Consider the following 18,817-nt stretch of genomic DNA (forward strand, 5'->3'; position numbering starts at 1 on the left):
AGGAGACGGCATACAAGATGAGCGCTAGTCTCGTGGGCTCGGAGAGGTGTATAAGAGACAGCGCCGAAGCCGTGCTCGGCGGCGACACGGGCGGCACCCGTGTAGACGCCGGCGAAGAACTCCGTGGTGAGGGCCGGGACGACCAGGAGGACTGTGCGGGTGCGGCCCAGGCGTAGGTTGCGGGCGGCCAGGTTCGGGCGGTAGCCCAGGTCGCGGGCGGCTTCCCGTACGCGCTCTGCGGTGGCCTCCGAGACGCGGCCGCGCCATTTGTCGCCGAGGACCAGGGAGACGGCCGCCTGGGAGACGCCGGCGGCCTGGGCGACGTCCCGGCTCGTGGGGCGGTTGCTGCCTCGTGCCACCGTGGGCCCGCTCCTTCGTCTGGACTCGTGAACAGCGGACATGGTACGTATGGAAGCCGACGTTATACGTAAAACCTATCGGGGGGCGGCGGGGACATGGCCACGGGGTACCTGGAGATCCTTCGGGCGCGGCACGCCGCCCGGCTGCTCGTCGGCACTCTGGTGGGCCGGCTGCCCAACGCCACGGCCGCCATCGCGATCGTGCTGTTCGTCCGCGCGGAGGGCGGGACGTACACCCTGGCGGGGGCTCTGGCGGCTGTCTACGGCGTCGCCAACGCCGTGGGGCAGCCCGTGCTGGGCAGGATCGTGGACCTGCGCGGGCAGCCGCGTGTGCAGCTTCCTGCGGCCGTCCTGTCCGGGCTGGCCATGGCCGTCTTCGCCTTCGCCGGCATCGGGTCGTTGCCGCTGGCCTACGCCGCCGTGGCCGGCGCCGGGCTCTTCACGCCGCCCCTGGAGGGCGGGCTGCGGGCGCTGTGGCCGTCCGTGCTGCGCAGGGAGGACCAGGTGCACGCGGCGTACGCCATGGACGCCGTGGCCCAGGAGGTGATGTTCACCGTCGGGCCGCTGCTCGTGACGCTGTGCGTGTCCCTCTGGTCGGCGCAGGCCGCGCTGCTCGTGCTGAACGTGATCGGGGTGCTGGGGGCGCTGTCCGTCGTGGTGTCGGAGCCCTCGCGCGCCTGGCGGTCGGCGCCGCGCGAGGCGCACTGGCTCGGTGCGCTGCGCTCGCCCGGACTGCTCGCGCTGCTGGCGGCGTTCCTGTTCATCGGGATGGCGCTCGGATCCATCACGGTCGCGTCGGTGCCCTACGCGGACGACCACGGCGGAGACGCCGTGTACGGCTGGCTGATGGCGGCCCTGGGCTTCGGGGCCCTGGTCGGCGGCACCGTCTACGGCGCCCGGCAGTGGGCGGGTGAGCCCGCGCGGCGTCTGCGGATGCTGGTGGCCTTTCTGGTGGTGTGTTACCTCCCGCTGATGCTCATGCCGGACGCGGTGCCCATGGTGGCGCTGACCGCGCTCGCCGGGGTCTTCCTCGCGCCCGCCATCGCCTGCGCGTTCGTCCTGGTGGACCGGCACGCCCCGCGCGGCACGGTCACCGAGGCGTTCTCCTGGCTGGTGACGACGTTCACCGTGGGCCACTCGGTCGGAACGGGCGTGGCGGGGCCGGTGGTCGAGGCGGGCGGGGCCCTGTGGGGCTTCGCCGTGCCGGGTGTCGCAGGTGGCGTGTCCCTGCTGGTTTTGACCGCCACAGGACGGGTAGTCGCAGCTCCCGGCCAGGGTGCGGTCGTTGCGGCCGGTTCGGAAAATGATCCAAACCGTGCCGTCGAACCCCGTTTCAGTTCAGGGGATCGGGCGTAATGTTCCCTCATGGACCGCCGCATTTTCGGGCTGGAGAACGAGTACGGCGTCACGTGCACGTTCAGGGGACAGCGCCGCCTGTCTCCTGACGAGGTGGCGCGGTACCTCTTCCGCCGTGTCGTGTCATGGGGCCGCAGCAGCAATGTCTTTCTGCGAAACGGCGCCCGCCTCTATCTCGACGTGGGATCGCATCCGGAATACGCGACACCGGAATGCGACAACGTGACCGAACTGGTCACCCACGACAAAGCAGGCGAGCGCATTCTCGAAGGACTCCTGGTGGACGCCGAACGACGCCTGCACGAGGAGGGAATCGCGGGCGACGTCTACCTCTTCAAGAACAACACCGACTCTGCGGGCAACTCCTACGGCTGCCACGAGAACTATCTGGTCGCCCGGCACGGGGAGTTCTCCCGGCTCGCGGACATTCTCATTCCGTTCCTGGTCACACGGCAGCTGCTGTGCGGTGCCGGCAAGGTGCTGCAGACGCCGCGCGGTGCCGTGTACTGCGTCAGCCAGCGGGCCGAGCACATCTGGGAGGGCGTCTCCTCGGCGACGACCCGCTCCCGGCCCATCATCAACACGCGTGACGAACCGCACGCGGACGCCGAGCGTTACCGTCGCCTGCACGTCATCGTGGGCGACTCCAACATGTCCGAGACGACCATGCTGCTCAAGGTCGGTGCCACCGACCTGGTGCTGCGCATGATCGAGGCGGGCACGGTGATGCGGGACCTCACCCTGGAGAACCCGATCCGGGCGATCCGCGAGGTCAGCCATGACATCACCGGCCGGCGCAAGGTGCGCCTGGCCAGCGGACGCGAGGCCTCGGCCCTGGAGGTGCAGCGCGAGTACTACGAGAAGGCTCTGGACTTCTGCGAGCGCCGGGGCATCCGCACCGGCACCATCGAGCAGGTCCTGGAGCTGTGGGGCCGCACACTGGACGCGATCGAGGCCGAGGACCTCGACCGTATCGGTACCGAGATCGACTGGGTGATGAAGTACAAGCTCATCGAGCGGTACCGCGCCAAGCACAACATGACCATGTCGCATCCGCGGGTCGCGCAGATAGACCTCGCCTACCACGACATCCACCGCCGTCGTGGCCTGTACTACCTGCTCGAGAAGAAGGGCCAGGCGGCCCGTATCTGCAACGACTTGAAGATCTTCGAGGGCAAGTCCGTTCCCCCGCAGACCACTCGGGCCCGGCTGCGCGGCGACTTCATCCGGCGGGCCCAGGAACAGCGCCGTGACTTCACGGTCGACTGGGTTCACCTCAAGCTCAACGACCAGGCCCAGCGGACCGTGCTGTGCAAGGACCCGTTCCGTTCGGTGGACGAGCGGGTGGAGAAGCTGATCGCCGGAATGTGAGCCGGTTCCGGCCACTTTGTGAAGCCGGTGCCCGGAGGATTTCACACCTCCGGGCATCCGGCTTTTCCCGCCCGTTCCGGCCGTCCCGAGCGGCCCGGGTGACGCGGTGTCGCGCGGTGAGGCGAGTGCGGAGCGTGTACGCCGTAGAGTGGCGGACATTGCCCCCACACCACCGATCCCAGTTGGACTGATGAACTACAACACGAAACGACGCGTGGCCGCGTTGCTGGCCGTTCCCGCCCTGTTGTTCACCGCCGCGTGCGGATCGGACGACGGGAACAACGGCGACACGGCGGGAGGCGTCGCCGAGATCAAGGGGAAGGTCGGGGCGAAGCCCGAGATCTCCGTGCCCAAGGACGGCAAGCCGTCCGACAAGACCGTGGTCAAGACGGTTTCGACGGGCAGCGGGACCCCGATCAAGGGCTCGGACTTCGTCCGCCTGGACTGGACCGTCGAGAAGTGGGGCGGGGGCCAGGAGCTCGGCGGCACCTGGGCCGCGGGAGCGACGGGTGACAAGGCTCCCCGCCGGCAGTCCATCGAGCAGATCGGCAAGCCGAGCCAGCAGCTCCCCGAGAAGGTCCTCGACGCGGTGAAGGGCAAGAAGCCCGGCAGCCGGGTCCTCGTGCAGGGCACGGCGGGCGATCTGATCGGCCAGAGCCTGAACACCTCCTCCGGGATCGCCGCCAAGGACGTGCTGATCTGGGTGGTCGACCCGGTCGGTGCCGCGAGCGTCGACACCAAGGCCGAGGCCAAGGGCGAGCAGGCGGCCTCCGAGGCGGGCATGCCCGAGGTGAAGTCGCCGTCGCAGAAGGCCGCGGCCATCACCGTCCCCAAGGGCGAAAAGGCTCCCAAGGACCTCAAGGAGCAGGTGCTGGTCAAGGGCGACGGCAAGAAGGTCGAGGCGGGCCAGGGGCTCATCGCCCAGTACACCGGGGTCAAGTGGGAGGACGGCAAGAAGTTCGACTCCTCCTGGGACCACGGCGGCGCCACCGCCTTCCAGATCGGCAACGGCTCCGTGGTGGCAGGCTGGGACAAGGGCCTCGTCGGCAAGCACGTGGGCGATCGGGTGCTGCTGGTGATCCCGCCCTCGCTGGGCTACGGCGCGAGCCCCCAGAGCGAGCTGGCCAAGAACACACTGGTCTTCACGGTGGACATCCTCGGCACGGTCTGACCCGGCCGGTCTGTGAGACTGTCCCCGACGCAGGTCACGTAACAAGGAGAGATGAAGTGAGCATCGACAAGCCCGAGATCGACTTCCCGGGCGGCGAGCCCCCGGCGGACCTCGAGATCAAGGACATCTGGGAGGGCGACGGCCCGGTCGCGCAGGCCGGCCAGACCGTCACCGTGCACTACGTGGGTGTCTCCTTCAGCACGGGCGAGGAGTTCGACGCCAGCTGGAACCGCGGCACGCCCTTCCGCTTCCCGCTGGGCGGCGGCCGGGTCATCAAGGGCTGGGACCAGGGCGTGCAGGGCATGAAGGTCGGCGGCCGCCGCCAGCTGACCATTCCCGCCCACCTCGCCTACGGCAACCAGAGCCCGACCCCTCTGATCAAGCCGGGCGAGACGCTGATCTTCGTGGTCGACCTGCTCGGGGTCTGAGCAAGCTCCGAACAGACTCGATCATGTGGGGCCCATGCCTGTTCGGGCATGGGCCCTCGGCTTTTGCCGTGCCACCGTGTGGCGGTACGGTCATCGCTCGTAAGCACCATAGGGAGGCGAAGCGCGTCGATGGCCATTGCCAAGGCGGAGCGGCTCATGAATCTGGCGCTGTGTCTGCTCGGGACCCGGCGGCCGCTCAGCAAGCGTGAGCTGCGCGACTCCATCGAGGCCTACGTCGAGGCCTTCGGGCCGGGCAACGGCGCGACCGGCTCCGATGATTCCTTCAACCGGATGTTCGAGCGCGACAAGGACGACCTGCGCGAACTCGGCCTTGTCATCGAGACCGTCGAGAGCCTTGACGGCGAGATCGGCTACATGGCCCGCCGCGACAGCAACCGCCTCCCGCCCATCACCCTGGACGCCGAGGAGGCCGCCGCCCTCGGGCTCGCGGCCAAGGTGTGGCAGCAGGCCCGGCTCGCCGGCGCGGCCAGTGGCGCCCTGCAGAAGCTGCGCGCGGCCGGACTCCCCGAGGACGTCGACCCATACGGGTCGCACGGCGCGCTGGAACCACGTATCCCCGTGCACGAGGCCGCCTTCGAGCCGCTGATGCTGGCCTGCCGGGACCGCCGGCCGGTCGCTTTCGAGTACCGCAAGGCGACCGCCGCCCACCCCGAGCAGCGGCACGTGGAGCCGTGGGCGCTGGAGTGCTGGCGGGGCCACTGGTACCTGGCGGGCTGGGACCGCGACCGGGGCGCCGAGCGGGTCTTCCGGCTGTCCCGCATCACCGGCAAGGTCCGCTCGCGCGGCGGCCGGTACACGGCGCCCGTCCCGGACGTCGTCACCGTCCGGGAGACCGTGGCCGGCTGGGCCGGGGAGATCGCCGACCGTTCGGCGCGTATCCGGCTGCGCGCGGGCGCGGGGTACCCCCTTCGGGCGAAGGCCACCTCCGTCCGGGAACTCGGCGGAGGCTGGGACGAGTTGGAGATTCCGTACGGCCATGGGCTGGACGCCTGGCTGGTGGAGTTCGGGCCGGACGTGGTCGTCCTGGAGCCCGCCGAGCTGCGGGCCGACGTGGTGGACCGGCTGCGGGCCGTGGCAAAGGGCTGAGGGGGAGCGGAAAGACAGTGGCAGGCAAACCGGTCAGGCCCGTGAACGCCATCGACCAGACCCGGCGGATGCTCTCGCTGGTGACGTATCTGAAGGAGCGCCCCGGAGCCCGGGTCGAGGACGTCGCGCGCGCCTTCGGCATCAGCGAGGACGAGCTGGTCTCCGACCTCGACGTGCTGCCCATGTGCGGCACCAGCTTCCGCGGCGGCGACCTGCTCGACATCGACACCGACGGCGAGCGCATCTGGTGGCACAACCCGGCCGCCCTCGCGGCGGAGGCCGCAGAGCCGCTCAGACTCGCCGCCGACGAGGCCACCGCCCTGCTCGTCGCCGCCCGGGCGGTCTCCACGCTGCCCGGACTGCGCGAGAGCGACCGGCAGGCGCTGCTGCGGGCGACGGCCAAGGTGGAGACCGCGGCCGGTGAGGCGGCGGGCGCCAGTTCGCGTCTGTCCGTGACCTTCGAGTCCGAGGGCGGCGTCTTCGCGGACGTCGACCGGGCGATCGCGGAGCGCCGCAGGCTGTGGATCCGCTACTACTCGCCGGCGCGCGACGAGGTCACCGAGCGGGAGATCGACCCGATCCGCCTGGTCAGCGTCGGGCACACGTACGTCGAGGCCTGGTGCCGCCGCTCCGAGGCGCGCCGCACCTTCCGGCTCGACCGGGTGGCCGAGATCAGGATCCTCGAGGAGCCGTCGGCGCCGCCCGAGATCGAGCTGCGAGACCTCTCGGAGGCCTTGGTGCAGCCCGCGGCGGAGGATCCGGAGGTCGTGGTCGAGGTCGGGCCCGGCGGCCGCTGGGTCGGGGAGTACTACCCGCACGACAGTGCGGATGAACTGCCGGACGGCGGGTTGCGTATCACCCTGCGGACCCCCGACCCGGCGTCGCTCCGGCGCCTGGCCCTGCGGCTCGGCCGGGACGGCCGGATCGTCTCGCCGGCGGAGCTCGCCGACAGTGCCCGGCAGGCGGCCCGTGAGGCGCTGGCGGCGTACGACGGGATCGAGGTGGAGCGGACGGCTCGCGTCGCGGAGGGCGGTGCCCACGGGCCGCAGGCGGTGCACGCGGTTCCGGACGGGCCCGGCGACGGACCCGGGTGAGCCGCAGGCGCACACCGGGGTCCACGGCCGGTACGGCCGGACCGCGACACCGGCCGTGCCGCCCGGAGGCGAACCACCCCAGAAAGAGGAGCGAGGGCTTGAGCGAGTCGGCGACGTCCGGTGTGCGGGGCATGACGGTGGAGTCCGCGTTCGCCGGGATGAGAAGCGTGACCCCGGTCGTCTTCAAGGCGGGCTGCCCCGACTGCCGAGGGTGCTTCGAGCTCGCCGCGGGCGCCCTGCGCCTGGCCATCGGAGCCACGAGCCGCACCACCTTCTACTCCTTCACCTGCCCGGACTGCGGCGCGTCCGTGCGCAAGCCCGCGGGGGAGCGGATCGTGGAGCTGCTCACCGGCGGCGGTGTGCGGACCCTGCGGCTGCATTCCACCGTCTAGTGGGCCGGAGCGTTCGCCCGTTCAGGAAGGTCTAGGCTCGGCGTCATGTTCTGGCCGATGTTCGCGGTTGCCGTGGGATTCGTGGGTCTCGTCGTGCTCGGGGTGTTCGCCGTGCGGGTGTTCGTGGAGGCGCAGCGCCTGGGCAGGCAGGTCGCGGACTCGGCGGGCCGTATCAACCGGGCCGCCGAGGACCTGGAGCGGGCGGCGGAGACCGCGGCCCGGTCCGTGGACGCTCTCTGATCCGTGCAGGCGCAGGCCATGGGTTGCTTTTGGGACACTTCGCCCTGTCACCCCGGCGGTTCGGACAGGTACGCTGCTGGTCGCGGCCCGGTTAACGAGGCACTGGTCGCGGACGGGAGTACGCACGGGGATGTAGAGGGATTGCCCCACGTCCACCCCCGAGCGTTACGATCGCTGCCAGCACGATCGTTCGGACATGGGTCCGACCGGTCGGACAGCACCCCACCACAGCCGCCTCGGTGAGAAGGTAAAGACTTATGTTCGGAAGGCTCGGAGCCCCCGAGATCATTCTCATCCTCGTCGTCATCATCCTGCTGTTCGGCGCGAAGAAGCTTCCGGACATGGCTCGGTCGCTCGGCAAGTCGGCCCGCATCCTCAAGAGCGAGGCCAAGGCGATGAAGGACGAGGGCAAGTCGTCCACCACCCCGGCCGGCCCGCCCAACAACGACGACGAGCAGTCCTCGCACCGCACCATCCAGGCAGCGCCCGGCGACGTGACCAGCTCGCGTCCGGTCAACGAGCCCACGGACACGACCAAGCGCTGACGCAGGGCCGGTGACCTCCGGCCCGCCGCACGAGATGGGAACGTGGGTTGCTGAAGTCTGCCCGCAAGCAGGAGAGGGATCCCGAGGGGCGCATGCCCCTCGCGGAGCACCTTCGCGAGCTCCGCAACCGGCTCGCCAAGGCGATGCTGGCGATCGTCGCGGTCACGGTCGTCGCCGCCTTCTTCTACAACGACATCATCAACTTGATCACCAAGCCGATCCTCGACTCGGTCGGCTGTGACAAGACCTTCCAGGAACTGGCCAGGTCGCAGTCCTCGAAGCCGTGTGCGCAGATCACCATCAACGGTCTGATCACCCCCTTCACGCTGGCGCTGAAGGTGTCGCTGATGGCGGGTGTCGTGCTGGCCTCGCCGGCCTGGCTCTACCAGCTGTGGGCCTTCGTCGCGCCGGGTCTGCACCGGCACGAGCGGAAGTACGCCTACGGCTTCGTCGGCACGGGCGCCCCGCTGTTCATCACCGGCGCCTACTTCGCCTACACGGTGCTTCCCACCACGGCGAGGGTGCTCCTGGAGTTCACCCCGGGGGGCACGTCCAACCTCCTCCCGCTGGACGACCTGCTCGACCTGGTCATGCGGATGGTCATCGTCTTCGGCCTCTCGTTCGAGCTGCCCCTGCTGCTGATCATGCTCAATCTCACCGGGGCGCTCACCGGCAAGCGCATGCTCGGCTGGTGGCGCGGCATGATCATGGGCATCACGGTCTTCGCGGCCATCGCCACCCCCAGCACCGACCCGCTGACCATGCTCATGCTGGCCGGGCCGATCTGGGTCCTGTACTTCGCGGCCGTCGCCTTCTCCCTTCTCAACGACCGCCGTCGCAGCCGTCGCGATGCCCTGGGCCCCGACGACGACGAGGCCTCCGAGCTGGACCTCACACCCGACGACATCGGCGAGATCGAGCCTGTGACCACCAGCCGGACCGCGCTGCCCGAGCAGGCGAGCTCGGAGCGCTCGGACCGGGTCAACGGTTATGACGACGTGACCTGAAGATCTGCAGGCAGATCGTAGGGTCTGTCGCGTGACCAGCGAGATCACCCTCTTCGTCAACCCCACCGCGGGCCGCGGCCGGGGCGCCCACGCGGCGCAGCTGGCCGCTTCCGCGTTGCGGGCGGCCGGCTTCTCGGTCCGGACGGTCCTGGGGGAGGACGCCGAGGACGCCCTGGCACGGGCGCGTGCCGCCGTCGAGGGCGGCACGGGCGCCCTGATCGCCGTCGGGGGCGACGGGATGGCGGGCCTCGCGCTGCGGGCGGTCGCGGGCACCCGCACCCCGCTCGGCCTGGTCGCCGTCGGCACCGGCAACGACTTCGCCCGAGCCCTCGGCCTGCCCGTGCGGGAGCCCGCTGCCGCGGGCCGCATGATCGCCGACGCCCTCAAGTGCGGACGGATCCGCGACATCGACCTCGGGCAGGCGGGCGACCGCTGGTTCGGCACGGTCCTCGCCTCCGGCTTCGACTCCCGGGTCACCGACCGCGGCAACCGTATGCGGTGGCCCACCGGCCGCCTCAAGTACGACCTGGCGGTGATCGCCGAACTCGCCGGGTTCCGGCCCGTCCCGTACCGGATACGGCTCGACGACGGCGAGGTCCGGGAGGTCGAGGCGACCCTCGTGGCCGTCGGCAACGGCTCCTCCTACGGAGGCGGCATGCGGATCTGTCCCGGCGCAGACCTGACCGACGGGCTGTTCGACATCACCGTCGTCGGAGACTGCACCCGGGCTACGCTGCTGCGGGTGTTCCCGAGGGTGCACCGGGGCACGCACGTCGACCATCCGAAGGTGACCGTGCTGCGGGCGGCCCGGGTCGAGATCGCCGCAGAGGGCGTCACCGGCTACGCCGACGGCGAGCCGCTCGGCCCGCTGCCGCTGAGCGCGCGCTGCGTCCGCGGGGGCGTGCGGGTCGTCGGCCCCTGAGCTGCGCGGATCCGGGGTGTCACAGGAACGGATCCGGATAATGATCGTCCTGTTGTCAGTGCGGCCCGGTACGCTCGAAAGCACGATGACAGAGGATCTCTCCCCGGCCGAGCGGTACGCGGCAGCCCGCCTGCGGGCAGCCGAGCAGGCCACCGCGCTCGCGGGCTTCCGCGAGATGTACGACTTCGGTCTCGACCCCTTCCAGATCGAGGCCTGCCAGGCACTCGAGGAGGGGAAGGGCGTGCTGGTCGCCGCGCCCACCGGCTCCGGCAAGACGATCGTCGGCGAGTTCGCCGTCCACCTCGCCCTCGGGCAGGGCAAGAAGTGCTTCTACACGACACCCATCAAGGCGCTGTCGAACCAGAAGTACGCCGACCTGTGCCGCCGCTACGGCACGGACAAGGTGGGCCTGCTGACCGGCGACAACAGCGTCAACTCCGATGCCCCGGTGGTCGTGATGACCACCGAGGTGCTGCGGAACATGCTGTACGCCGGTTCCCAGACCCTCCTGGGCCTCGGTTACGTGGTCATGGACGAGGTGCACTACCTCTCCGACCGCTTCCGCGGTGCCGTCTGGGAAGAGGTGATCATCCACCTCCCCGAGTCGGTCACGCTCGTCTCGCTCTCGGCGACCGTGTCGAACGCCGAGGAGTTCGGCGACTGGCTCGACACGGTCCGCGGCGACACCGAGGTGATCGTCTCCGAGCACCGGCCCGTGCCGCTGTTCCAGCACGTGCTGGCCGGGCGGCGGATGTACGACCTCTTCGAGGAGGGCGAGGGCCACCGGAAGGCCGTCAACCCCGACCTCACGCGCATGGCGCGCATGGAGGCGAGCCGGCCTTCGTACCAGGACCGCCGGCGCGGCCGGTCCATGCGCGAGGCCGACCGTGAGCGCGAGCGCCGCCAGCGCTCCCGGATCTGGACGCCGAGCCGGCCCGAGGTCATCGAGCGGCTCGACGCCGAGGGGCTGCTGCCCGCCATCACCTTCATCTTCAGCCGCGCCGCCTGCGAGGCCGCCGTCCAGCAGTGCCTGCACGCGGGGCTCAGGCTCAACGACGAGGAGGCGCGCGACCGGGTCCGCACCCTGGTCGAGGAGCGCACGGCCTCCATCCCGCGCGAGGACCTGCACGTCCTCGGTTACTACGAGTGGCTGGAGGGCCTGGAGCGCGGCATCGCGGCCCACCACGCGGGCATGCTGCCGACCTTCAAGGAGGTCGTCGAGGAGCTGTTCGTGCGCGGCCTGGTCAAGGCCGTGTTCGCCACCGAGACCCTCGCCCTAGGCATCAACATGCCGGCCCGCTCGGTGGTGCTGGAGAAGCTCGTCAAGTGGAACGGCGAGCAGCACGCGGACATCACCCCGGGCGAGTTCACCCAGCTGACGGGCCGGGCCGGGCGGCGCGGCATCGACGTCGAGGGCCATGCGGTGGTGCTCTGGCAGCGCGGCATCAGCCCCGAGCACCTCGCGGGCCTGGCCGGCACGCGCACGTATCCGCTGCGCTCCAGCTTCAAGCCGTCGTACAACATGGCGGTCAACCTGGTCGAGCAGTTCGGGCGGCACCGCTCGCGCGAGCTGCTGGAGACGTCGTTCGCGCAGTTCCAGGCGGACAAGTCGGTCGTCGGCATCTCCCGGCAGGTGCAGCGCAACGAGGAGGGCCTGGAGGGCTACAAGGCCTCCATGACCTGCCACCTCGGCGACTTCGAGGAGTACGCGCGGCTGCGCCGCGAGCTGAAGGACCGGGAGAACGAGATCGCCCGGCAGGGCGTGGCCCAGCGGCGCGCGGAGGCCGCCGTCGCGCTGGAGAAGCTGAAGCCCGGTGACGTCATCCACGTGCCCACAGGCAAGTACGCGGGCCTGGCGCTGGTGCTGGACCCGGGGCTGTCGGCGGGCCGTTCGAACGGCCACCGCGGCTTCGAGCACCACGACGGGCCGCGCCCGCTGGTGCTGACCGCGGAGCGGCAGGTGAAGCGGCTGGCGTCCATGGACTTCCCGGTGCCGGTGGCGCCGTTGGAGCGGATGCGAATCCCCAAGTCCTTCAACCCCCGCTCCCCGCAGTCCCGCCGGGACCTCGCGTCGGCGCTGCGCACCAAGGCCGGGCACATCCCCGCCGAGCGGCACCGCAAGCAGCGCTCCCAGGCGGCTGACGACCGCGAGATCGCCCGGCTGCGGACCGCGCTGCGCGCGCATCCCTGCCATGGCTGCAACGACCGTGAGGACCACGCCCGTTGGGCCGAGCGATACCACCGGCTGATGCGCGACACATCGCAGCTGGAGCGGCGGATCGAGGGCCGTACGAACACGATCGCCCGGACGTTCGACCGCATCGTGGCGCTGCTGACCGAGCTGGACTATCTGCGCGCCGACGAGGTCACCGAGCACGGCAAGCGGCTCGCGCGGCTCTACGGCGAGCTGGACCTGCTCGCCAGCGAGTGTCTGCGCGAGGGTGTCTGGGAGGGACTCGGCCCCGCCGAACTGGCCGCTTGCGTCTCGGCGTTGGTGTACGAGTCGCGTGTCGCCGACGATGCGATGGCCCCGAAGGTGCCGTCCGGCAAGGCCAAGGCCGCGCTGGGCGAGACGGTGCGGATCTGGGGGCGGCTGGACGCGCTGGAGGAGGATTTCCGGATCACGCAGACCGAGGGGGTCGGGCAGCGGGAGCCCGACCTCGGCTTCGCCTGGGCCGCGTACGAGTGGGCCTCCGGGAAGGGGCTCGACGAGGTGCTGCGCGAGGCGGAGATGCCGGCGGGGGACTTCGTGCGGTGGTGCAAGCAGGTCATCGACGTGCTGGGGCAGATCTCGGCGGCCGCGCCGCAGGGGTCGTCCGTGGTGAAGAACGCCCGTAAGGCCGTTGATCTGTTGCTGCGGGGTGTTGTCGCCTACTCGTCGGTGGGGTGAGCTTGCCGCGCGGGTGCCGGTGGTTCGTGGTTGCTCGCGCAGTTCCCCGCGCCCCTGAAGGTACGTTGTCCTGAAGGTCCCTCACCCGAGACGGTGAGGGACTTTCGTATGCCCGTTCGCCGCTACGCACAGTATTCGAACGATGTCGCACCGTGCAAACGACCGAGCGTACTATCCCTTCGCGTCCGGTTTCCGGCAGTTGCTGAATATGACACGGCGATGATCCGGTCGGACTAAGCTCGCCCGCAGCGCACCGGCTTGAGATGAATTCGTGCGCTTGTTCCCCAATGTGTGGAAGATCCCGACAGCTTCATGACATACCCCCCTGCAAGTCCTTCCGAACCTCAGTCGACTCCTGTCAGAAGGCCCACATGGTGAGTGTTCAATCCCCTCCCGGTCGCCGTGAACTTCCCTACGCGCGCGTGCTGTTGCTGCCGGCCATAGTCATGGCCGCGGCGACCGGAGCCGCCGTCGCCCTGGTGACGGAGCCGGCCCGGGGCGCCGTCGGATGGTGCGGCGGCATCGCCACGGCACTGGTACTCGCGACGGCGGCCGAGGCGGTGCGCCGCGGCCGTGCGCTGCGCGAACAGCGTGCGGAGCACGCCCGGCACACCGCGCATCTGGAACAGCGGATTGCCGCCCACGAGAACGAACTGGTCCGCTTTTCCAGGGAGATCGTGCCCGCCGCGCTCGATCTGCTGCGGACCGGAGTATCCCCCAGGGAGGTGATTCGCAAGCTCGGCCTCGTCGACCCCGTCTTCCGCAACCTCCCCGACTCGCAGGCCGAGACGCTGCTGACGGTCCTGAAGATCGTCGACCGCGAAGTGACCATGCGTGACGCCGCCGCGCGCTCCTTCGTCAGTGTCGCCCGCCGCGTCCAGGCGATCATCCACCAGCAGGCCGAGGAACTCCGGGAGATGGAGGAGGACCACGGCCGCAACCCGGAGGTCTTCGACGACCTGCTGCGCATCGACCACGGCAACGCCCTGATCGGTCGCCTGGCCGACTCCGTCTCCGTCCTCGGCGGCGGCCGCCCCGGACGGCAGTGGCCCGAGCCGGTGTCCCTCTACAGCACCCTGCGCGGCGCCATGTCCCGCATCCTGGAGTACCGGCGCATCCAGCTGTCCTCGATCGCCAAGGTCAGCGTCAAGGGCATCTACGTCGAGCCGGTCATCCACGCCGCCGCCGAACTCCTCGACAACGCCACGCGCTACTCACCGCCGCAGACCAAGGTGCACGTCACCGCCACCGAGGTGCAGACCGGCGTCTGCATCGAGATCGAGGACGGCGGTGTCAACCTCAACGAGGAGGCACGCGCCCGCATCGAGGGCATGCTTGAGGCCGCCAAGGCGGGCGTCGACCTCCAGGACATCGGCGAGCACCCGCGCCTCGGCCTGGCCGTCGTCGGCCGCCTGTGCACGGCGTACAACATGCAGGTCTCGCTGCGCGCCTCAGCGTACGGCGGCGTCCGGGCCATCCTCATCGTTCCGAGCGAGATGATCACCCACGAGCCCGGTGTCGGACTCGCCCACGGCATCGGCGCCACCGGCATCCCCATGACGGTCGGCATCCCCGAGGGCCCGAAGCGCGCGCCCAAGAGGCGCCGTCCCACCAGCCCGAAGATCCCGGCCACGGTCTCCCTGGAGGACGACGACGCCCCCGAGGTCACCGAATGGACCGCGAACGGTCTTCCGCAGCGCCGCAGCCGGGTGAAGATGCCGCTCGCCGAGCGACTCGCCCAGCAGGCCGCCAACGAGAAGGCCGACCGGGAGGCCGCCGAGCGCGGCGAGTACAACCCCTGGGCGGCGACGCAGGAGCCCGAGATCAAGCCCCTGCGCGACATGTCGGCGCCCGACGCCCCCGGCAAGGGCCTGGAGGCCTTCTGGGAGGGGCTCAAGCAGGGCATCGAGCCCGGCACCCACCCGACCGACTTCATTCGGAACCCGACCAAGTACCTGCATCTGCTCAACGACCCGGCTCCCACCGAGGCCGACGACGAGGGGGACCTCAAGTGATCCAGCAACGGGGCAACTTCGACTGGATGCTCAAGCAGCTCGCCGACGGCGTGCCGGGCATCGAGATGATCGTGGTGCTGTCGGCCGACGGTCTGCGCATCGCCCGCTACGGCGGGGAGCCCGACGCGGCCGACCGGGTCGCCGCGGCCTGCGCCGGACTGCAGTCCCTCGCGGGCAGCGTCTGCCAAGAACTCACCGTCGGCGACGGCGAGATGAAGCTCGTCATGATCGAGATCGACCGCGGCTACTTCTACCTGATGAGCGCCGGAGCCAACGCCTTCCTGGCTGTCCTCTCCGACGTGCGGTGCGAACCCGGCCGGATGAGCGCGATGATGCGCGACCTGGTCGTCCGGATCGGCGGCCATCTCACCAGTCCGCCCCGGCGGAACGGGCAGATCGTATGACGCCTCCCCAACGCCAGAAGCGTGACCTCACCGCGGAGCCGGCCAAGCCCCAGGAGGGCGAGGACAAGCCCGGGAATCCGGAGCGGATGTACGTGGTGGCAGGCCCGGACGGTGAACGGGCCGAACTCGACCTGGTGACGTTAATCGTGGCGCGTGCCACGGACCCGCCGCCCTCAGCCTCTCCCGAGCAGGCGGCGCTGCTCCGACTCTGCGCCGCCCCCCTGTCCGTGGCCGAGCTGTCGGCCTACCTCCACCTGCCGTTCAGCGCGATGGGCGTGCTGCTCACCGAGTTGCTGACGGCGGAACTGGTGCAGGCGCGTGCCCCGATCGTCCGCAAGGCGCGCTCCGACCGTTCCCTCCTCGAAGCGGTGATGAATGGACTTCAACGGCTCTGACACCATCCCGGGCCCACGATCCGAGGACCAGCTGCCCCACACGGCACAGGCCGCGGCCAAGATCGTGATCGTGGGCGGCTTCGGTGTCGGCAAGACGACCATGGTCGGATCGGTCAGCGAGATCACACCGCTGACCACCGAGGAGACCATGACGCAGGCCGGCATCGGTGTCGACGACAACTTCGGCTCCGCGTCCAAGACGGCCACCACCGTCGCCATGGACTTCGGCCGGATCAGCATCACCGACCAGCTGGTGCTGTACCTCTTCGGCACGCCCGGCCAGCAGCGCTTCTGGTTCCTGTGGAACGGCCTGTTCGAGGGCGCGCTCGGCGCGGTCGTGCTGGTCGACACCCGGCGGCTTGAGGTCAGCTTCGACGTCATGGGGCGGCTGGAGGAGCGCGGCGTGCCGTTCGTGGTCGCCATCAACTCCTTCCCCGACGCCCCTCGTTACGACGTCGAGGAGCTGCGCACGGCTCTCGATCTCACCCAGGACATCCCGATCATCGAGTGCGACGCGCGGCGGCGGGCCTCCAGCCGTGACGTCCTGATGACCCTCATGCGCTTCCTGCACTCGCTCGCCATGACGGGCTCGCGGACCTGATCCGTGTCCGTCACCCCATCCCCCCGACATCCCCCCGACGACACCTGGAAAGCTTCGGAGCGACCACTGTGACGCCTGAATCCCACGCACCGACCGGTACGGACGAACTCCGTCCCGGCCCGCCCCCCGGCTGCCCCGCGCACGGCCTCGGGCCAGGAGGGCTGCACCGGCTGCACGAGGCGGAGGACCTGGGAGCGCTGTACGAGCAACTGCGGGACCAGCACGGTCCCGTGGCACCCGTGCTGCTCCACGACGACGTGCCGATGTGGATCGTCCTCGGCCACGCCGAGAACCTGCACATGGTGCGCTCGCCCTCGCAGTTCTGCCGGGACAGCCGTATCTGGAACCCGCTCAGGGAGGGCCTCGTCAAGCCCGACCATCCGCTGATGCCGCACATCGCCTGGCAGCCGATCGCCTCGCACGCCGAGGGCGACGAGCACAAGCGGCTGCGCGGCGCGGTCATGGGCGCGATCTCCACCATCGACTTCCGCAGCCTGCGCCGCTACATCAACCGCAGTACGCAGGCGATCGTCAACCGGTTCTGCGAGGCGGGCGAGGCGGACCTCGTCGGCCAGTTCACCGAGCACCTGCCGATGGCGGTCATGTGCGAGATCCTCGGCATGCCCGACGAGTACAGCGATCGGCTCGTCGAGGCCGCCCGCGACGCCCTCAAGGGCACCGAGACCGCCATCGCCAGCCACTCCTACGTCATGGACGCCCTGAGCCGGCTCACCGCCACCCGCCGCGCCCGGCCGGAGGAGGACCTCGCCAGCTATCTGATCACCCACCCGGCCCGGCTCAGCGACGACGAGGTCAGGGAGCACCTGCGCCTGGTGCTCTTCGCCGCCTATGAGGCCACCACCAACCTGCTCTCCAACGTGCTGCTCACGGTGCTGATCGACCCGCGCTTCCGCGCCCAGCTCAACGGCGGCCAGATGACGGTGCCGGAGGCGGTGGAGCAGTCCCTGTGGAACGAGCCGCCGTTCAGCACCGTCTTCGCCTACTTCGCCAAACAGGAGACAGAGCTGGGCGGGCAGCGCATCCGCCGGGGCGACGGACTGCTCTTCGCGCCGCTCCCGGCCAACGTCGATCCCCGGGTGCGGCCGGACCTGCAGGCCAGCATGCAGGGGAATCGCTCCCACCTCGCCTTCGGCGGCGGACCGCACGAGTGCCCCGGGCAGGACATCGGCCGCTCCATCGCCGACGTGGGCGTCGACGCACTGCTGATGCGACTGCCCGACGTCGAACTCGATTGTGACGAGGAGGAGTTGTGCTGGACGGCCTCCATCGCCTCACGGCACCTGGTGGAACTGCCGGTGCAGTTCGCGCCCAAGCCGCCACAGGACGTGCAGGAGGTGCCGAACCACAAGCCGGTCGCCGCGCAGCGCTCGGACTGGCAGATCGGCATCGCGCAGCCGCAGGCCGCACCGGCCGCGGCGCAGCCCCAGCCTGCCGCAGCGCAGCCGCAGCCGGTTCAGGTGCAGCCCCAGCCGGTGTCGGGGCCGCCGCAGCCCGCCGTCGCGGTACCGCCCCGCCGCAAGGGCGCCTGGCAGCGGTTCCTGAGCTGGTGGCGCGGCTACTGACCGTCTGACGGGCCGTCATACGTCCCGGCGGCCCACCGGGCACAGGACGCCCAGGCCGCGAGCACCCGACCGCTGCGGAACCGGTGCTCCTCGCCCGTGACCGGGTCGGTGAAGTCCAGCGACCGCGCCAGCAGTTGGAGCGGGCGCCGGAAGTCACCGGCCGGCACGGGGGCGGTCACCTCCGGGTAGAGCGGGTCGCCGAGGATCGGCAGGCCCAGGGCGGCCATGTGGACGCGCAGCTGGTGCGTCTGCCCGGTGGTGGGCGTGAGCCGGTACCGGGCGAGTTCGCCGGGCTCCCCGGGCCGGTCGCGGTGTTCGACGAGCTCGACATGGCTCACGGCGTTCGTCTCGCCCGGCACCTCCCGGGCGGTGAGCACTCCCCGCTCCTTGACGATCCGGTTGCGCACGGTTCGAGGCAGGGGAAGAACGGGATCGTACGGGGCCACCGCCTCGTACTCCTTGTGGACCCGGCGGTCGCGGAACAACGTCTGGTACGCGCCGCGCTCCCCGGGGCGCACGGTGAACAGCACGAGGCCCGCGGTGAGCCGGTCCAGGCGGTGCGCGGCGGTGAGCTCCGGGAGGTCCAGTTCGCGGCGGAGCCGGGCCAGCGCGGTCTCGGCGACATGGCTGCCGCGCGGGGTGGTGGCGAGGAAGTGTGGTTTGTCGGCGACGACGATGTGCTCGTCCCGGTGCACCACCTCCAGCGCGAAGGGCACCGGCACCTCGTCGGGCAGGTCCCGGTGGAACCACACGAACAGCCCGGGCACGAAGGGGGCGTCCGCCGCGACGGCCCGCCCGTCCGCCCCGACGATGCGGCCCGCGTCGAACATGCCGTCGACGACCCCGGCACCCGCCCCGGACAGCCGCTCCACCAGGTGCTCGCGCACCGTCCCCCAGGTCCCCGCGACGGGCAGCCGCACCCGCACCGGGTCCACGC

Annotated in this window: 19 protein-coding genes; 17 read left to right on the forward strand and 2 right to left on the reverse strand. The window is 70.5% G+C overall.

Annotated features, from left to right (window positions below; all coding sequences use genetic code 11):
- A partial coding sequence (locus C1J00_RS19460) for a LacI family DNA-binding transcriptional regulator (protein WP_245936407.1) occupies positions 1-401 on the reverse strand: 401 nt, incomplete at its 3' end.
- 54 nt (positions 402-455) lie between these two features.
- On the opposite strand from C1J00_RS19460, the gene C1J00_RS19465 reads away from it, so the two are divergent.
- The 17 genes from C1J00_RS19465 (at position 456) to C1J00_RS19545 (ending at position 17,880) form a co-directional block, all read left to right on the forward strand.
- Complete coding sequence (locus C1J00_RS19465; protein WP_102910347.1) at positions 456-1,715, forward strand: MFS transporter; 1,260 nt, start codon at positions 456-458, stop codon at positions 1,713-1,715.
- 9 nt (positions 1,716-1,724) lie between these two features.
- Positions 1,725-3,086, forward strand: coding sequence for a Pup--protein ligase (gene pafA, locus C1J00_RS19470; RefSeq protein ID WP_102910348.1), 1,362 nt, complete (start codon positions 1,725-1,727; stop codon positions 3,084-3,086).
- A 190-nt stretch (positions 3,087-3,276) separates the two neighbouring features.
- Positions 3,277-4,257 carry an FKBP-type peptidyl-prolyl cis-trans isomerase gene (locus C1J00_RS19475; RefSeq protein ID WP_102910349.1) on the forward strand — a complete coding sequence of 327 codons (981 nt, stop codon included), beginning with the start codon at positions 3,277-3,279 and terminating at the stop codon, positions 4,255-4,257.
- Between the two features lie 56 nt (positions 4,258-4,313).
- Complete coding sequence (locus C1J00_RS19480; protein WP_102910350.1) at positions 4,314-4,685, forward strand: FKBP-type peptidyl-prolyl cis-trans isomerase; 372 nt, start codon at positions 4,314-4,316, stop codon at positions 4,683-4,685.
- Positions 4,686-4,814: 129 nt separating this feature from the next.
- The gene (locus C1J00_RS19485; RefSeq protein ID WP_102910351.1) at positions 4,815-5,792 is read left to right on the forward strand and encodes a helix-turn-helix transcriptional regulator; all 978 of its coding nucleotides are present in this window, start codon (positions 4,815-4,817) and stop codon (positions 5,790-5,792) included.
- Between the two features lie 17 nt (positions 5,793-5,809).
- Positions 5,810-6,886 (forward strand): helix-turn-helix transcriptional regulator, encoded by a 1,077-nt coding sequence (locus C1J00_RS19490; RefSeq protein ID WP_245936408.1) that lies wholly within the window; start codon positions 5,810-5,812, stop codon positions 6,884-6,886.
- Positions 6,887-6,984: 98 nt separating this feature from the next.
- Positions 6,985-7,278, forward strand: a complete 294-nt coding sequence (locus C1J00_RS19495) for a hypothetical protein (protein WP_102910353.1) — start codon at positions 6,985-6,987, stop codon at positions 7,276-7,278.
- A 45-nt stretch (positions 7,279-7,323) separates the two neighbouring features.
- Positions 7,324-7,518, forward strand: coding sequence for a hypothetical protein (locus C1J00_RS19500; RefSeq protein WP_102910354.1), 195 nt, complete (start codon positions 7,324-7,326; stop codon positions 7,516-7,518).
- A 257-nt stretch (positions 7,519-7,775) separates the two neighbouring features.
- The gene (tatA, locus tag C1J00_RS19505) at positions 7,776-8,063 is read left to right on the forward strand and encodes a Sec-independent protein translocase subunit TatA (protein WP_102910355.1); all 288 of its coding nucleotides are present in this window, start codon (positions 7,776-7,778) and stop codon (positions 8,061-8,063) included.
- 47 nt (positions 8,064-8,110) lie between these two features.
- Positions 8,111-9,070 carry a twin-arginine translocase subunit TatC gene (gene tatC, locus C1J00_RS19510; protein ID WP_102910356.1) on the forward strand — a complete coding sequence of 320 codons (960 nt, stop codon included), beginning with the start codon at positions 8,111-8,113 and terminating at the stop codon, positions 9,068-9,070.
- 31 nt (positions 9,071-9,101) lie between these two features.
- Positions 9,102-9,992: a diacylglycerol kinase gene (locus tag C1J00_RS19515; RefSeq protein WP_102910357.1), complete on the forward strand. Its 891-nt coding sequence runs from the start codon at positions 9,102-9,104 to the stop codon at positions 9,990-9,992.
- Between the two features lie 40 nt (positions 9,993-10,032).
- The gene (locus C1J00_RS19520; protein WP_102910358.1) at positions 10,033-12,882 is read left to right on the forward strand and encodes a DEAD/DEAH box helicase; all 2,850 of its coding nucleotides are present in this window, start codon (positions 10,033-10,035) and stop codon (positions 12,880-12,882) included.
- 371 nt (positions 12,883-13,253) lie between these two features.
- Complete coding sequence (locus C1J00_RS19525; protein ID WP_102910359.1) at positions 13,254-14,897, forward strand: sensor histidine kinase; 1,644 nt, start codon at positions 13,254-13,256, stop codon at positions 14,895-14,897.
- A complete protein-coding gene (locus C1J00_RS19530) occupies positions 14,894-15,301 on the forward strand; it encodes a roadblock/LC7 domain-containing protein (protein WP_031141974.1) in 408 nt (135 codons plus the stop codon). The genes C1J00_RS19525 and C1J00_RS19530 overlap by 4 nt, the downstream gene beginning before the upstream one ends.
- Positions 15,298-15,696, forward strand: coding sequence for a DUF742 domain-containing protein (locus C1J00_RS19535; RefSeq protein ID WP_102910360.1), 399 nt, complete (start codon positions 15,298-15,300; stop codon positions 15,694-15,696). The genes C1J00_RS19530 and C1J00_RS19535 overlap by 4 nt, the downstream gene beginning before the upstream one ends.
- Positions 15,677-16,297 carry a GTP-binding protein gene (locus C1J00_RS19540; RefSeq protein WP_102910361.1) on the forward strand — a complete coding sequence of 207 codons (621 nt, stop codon included), beginning with the start codon at positions 15,677-15,679 and terminating at the stop codon, positions 16,295-16,297. Before C1J00_RS19535 ends, C1J00_RS19540 begins: the two co-directional genes overlap by 20 nt.
- Before the next feature lie 68 nt (positions 16,298-16,365).
- Positions 16,366-17,880 (forward strand): cytochrome P450, encoded by a 1,515-nt coding sequence (locus C1J00_RS19545; protein ID WP_102910362.1) that lies wholly within the window; start codon positions 16,366-16,368, stop codon positions 17,878-17,880.
- Here C1J00_RS19545 and C1J00_RS19550 read toward each other — a convergent pair.
- Positions 17,874-18,815: an RluA family pseudouridine synthase gene (locus C1J00_RS19550; RefSeq protein ID WP_245936409.1), complete on the reverse strand. Its 942-nt coding sequence runs from the start codon at positions 18,813-18,815 to the stop codon at positions 17,874-17,876. The two genes, C1J00_RS19545 and C1J00_RS19550, sit on opposite strands and share 7 nt — an antisense overlap.
- Positions 18,816-18,817: the final 2 nt, after the last annotated feature.

It is taken from the genome of Streptomyces cahuitamycinicus, assembly GCF_002891435.1.
Lineage (GTDB): Bacteria > Actinomycetota > Actinomycetes > Streptomycetales > Streptomycetaceae > Streptomyces > Streptomyces cahuitamycinicus.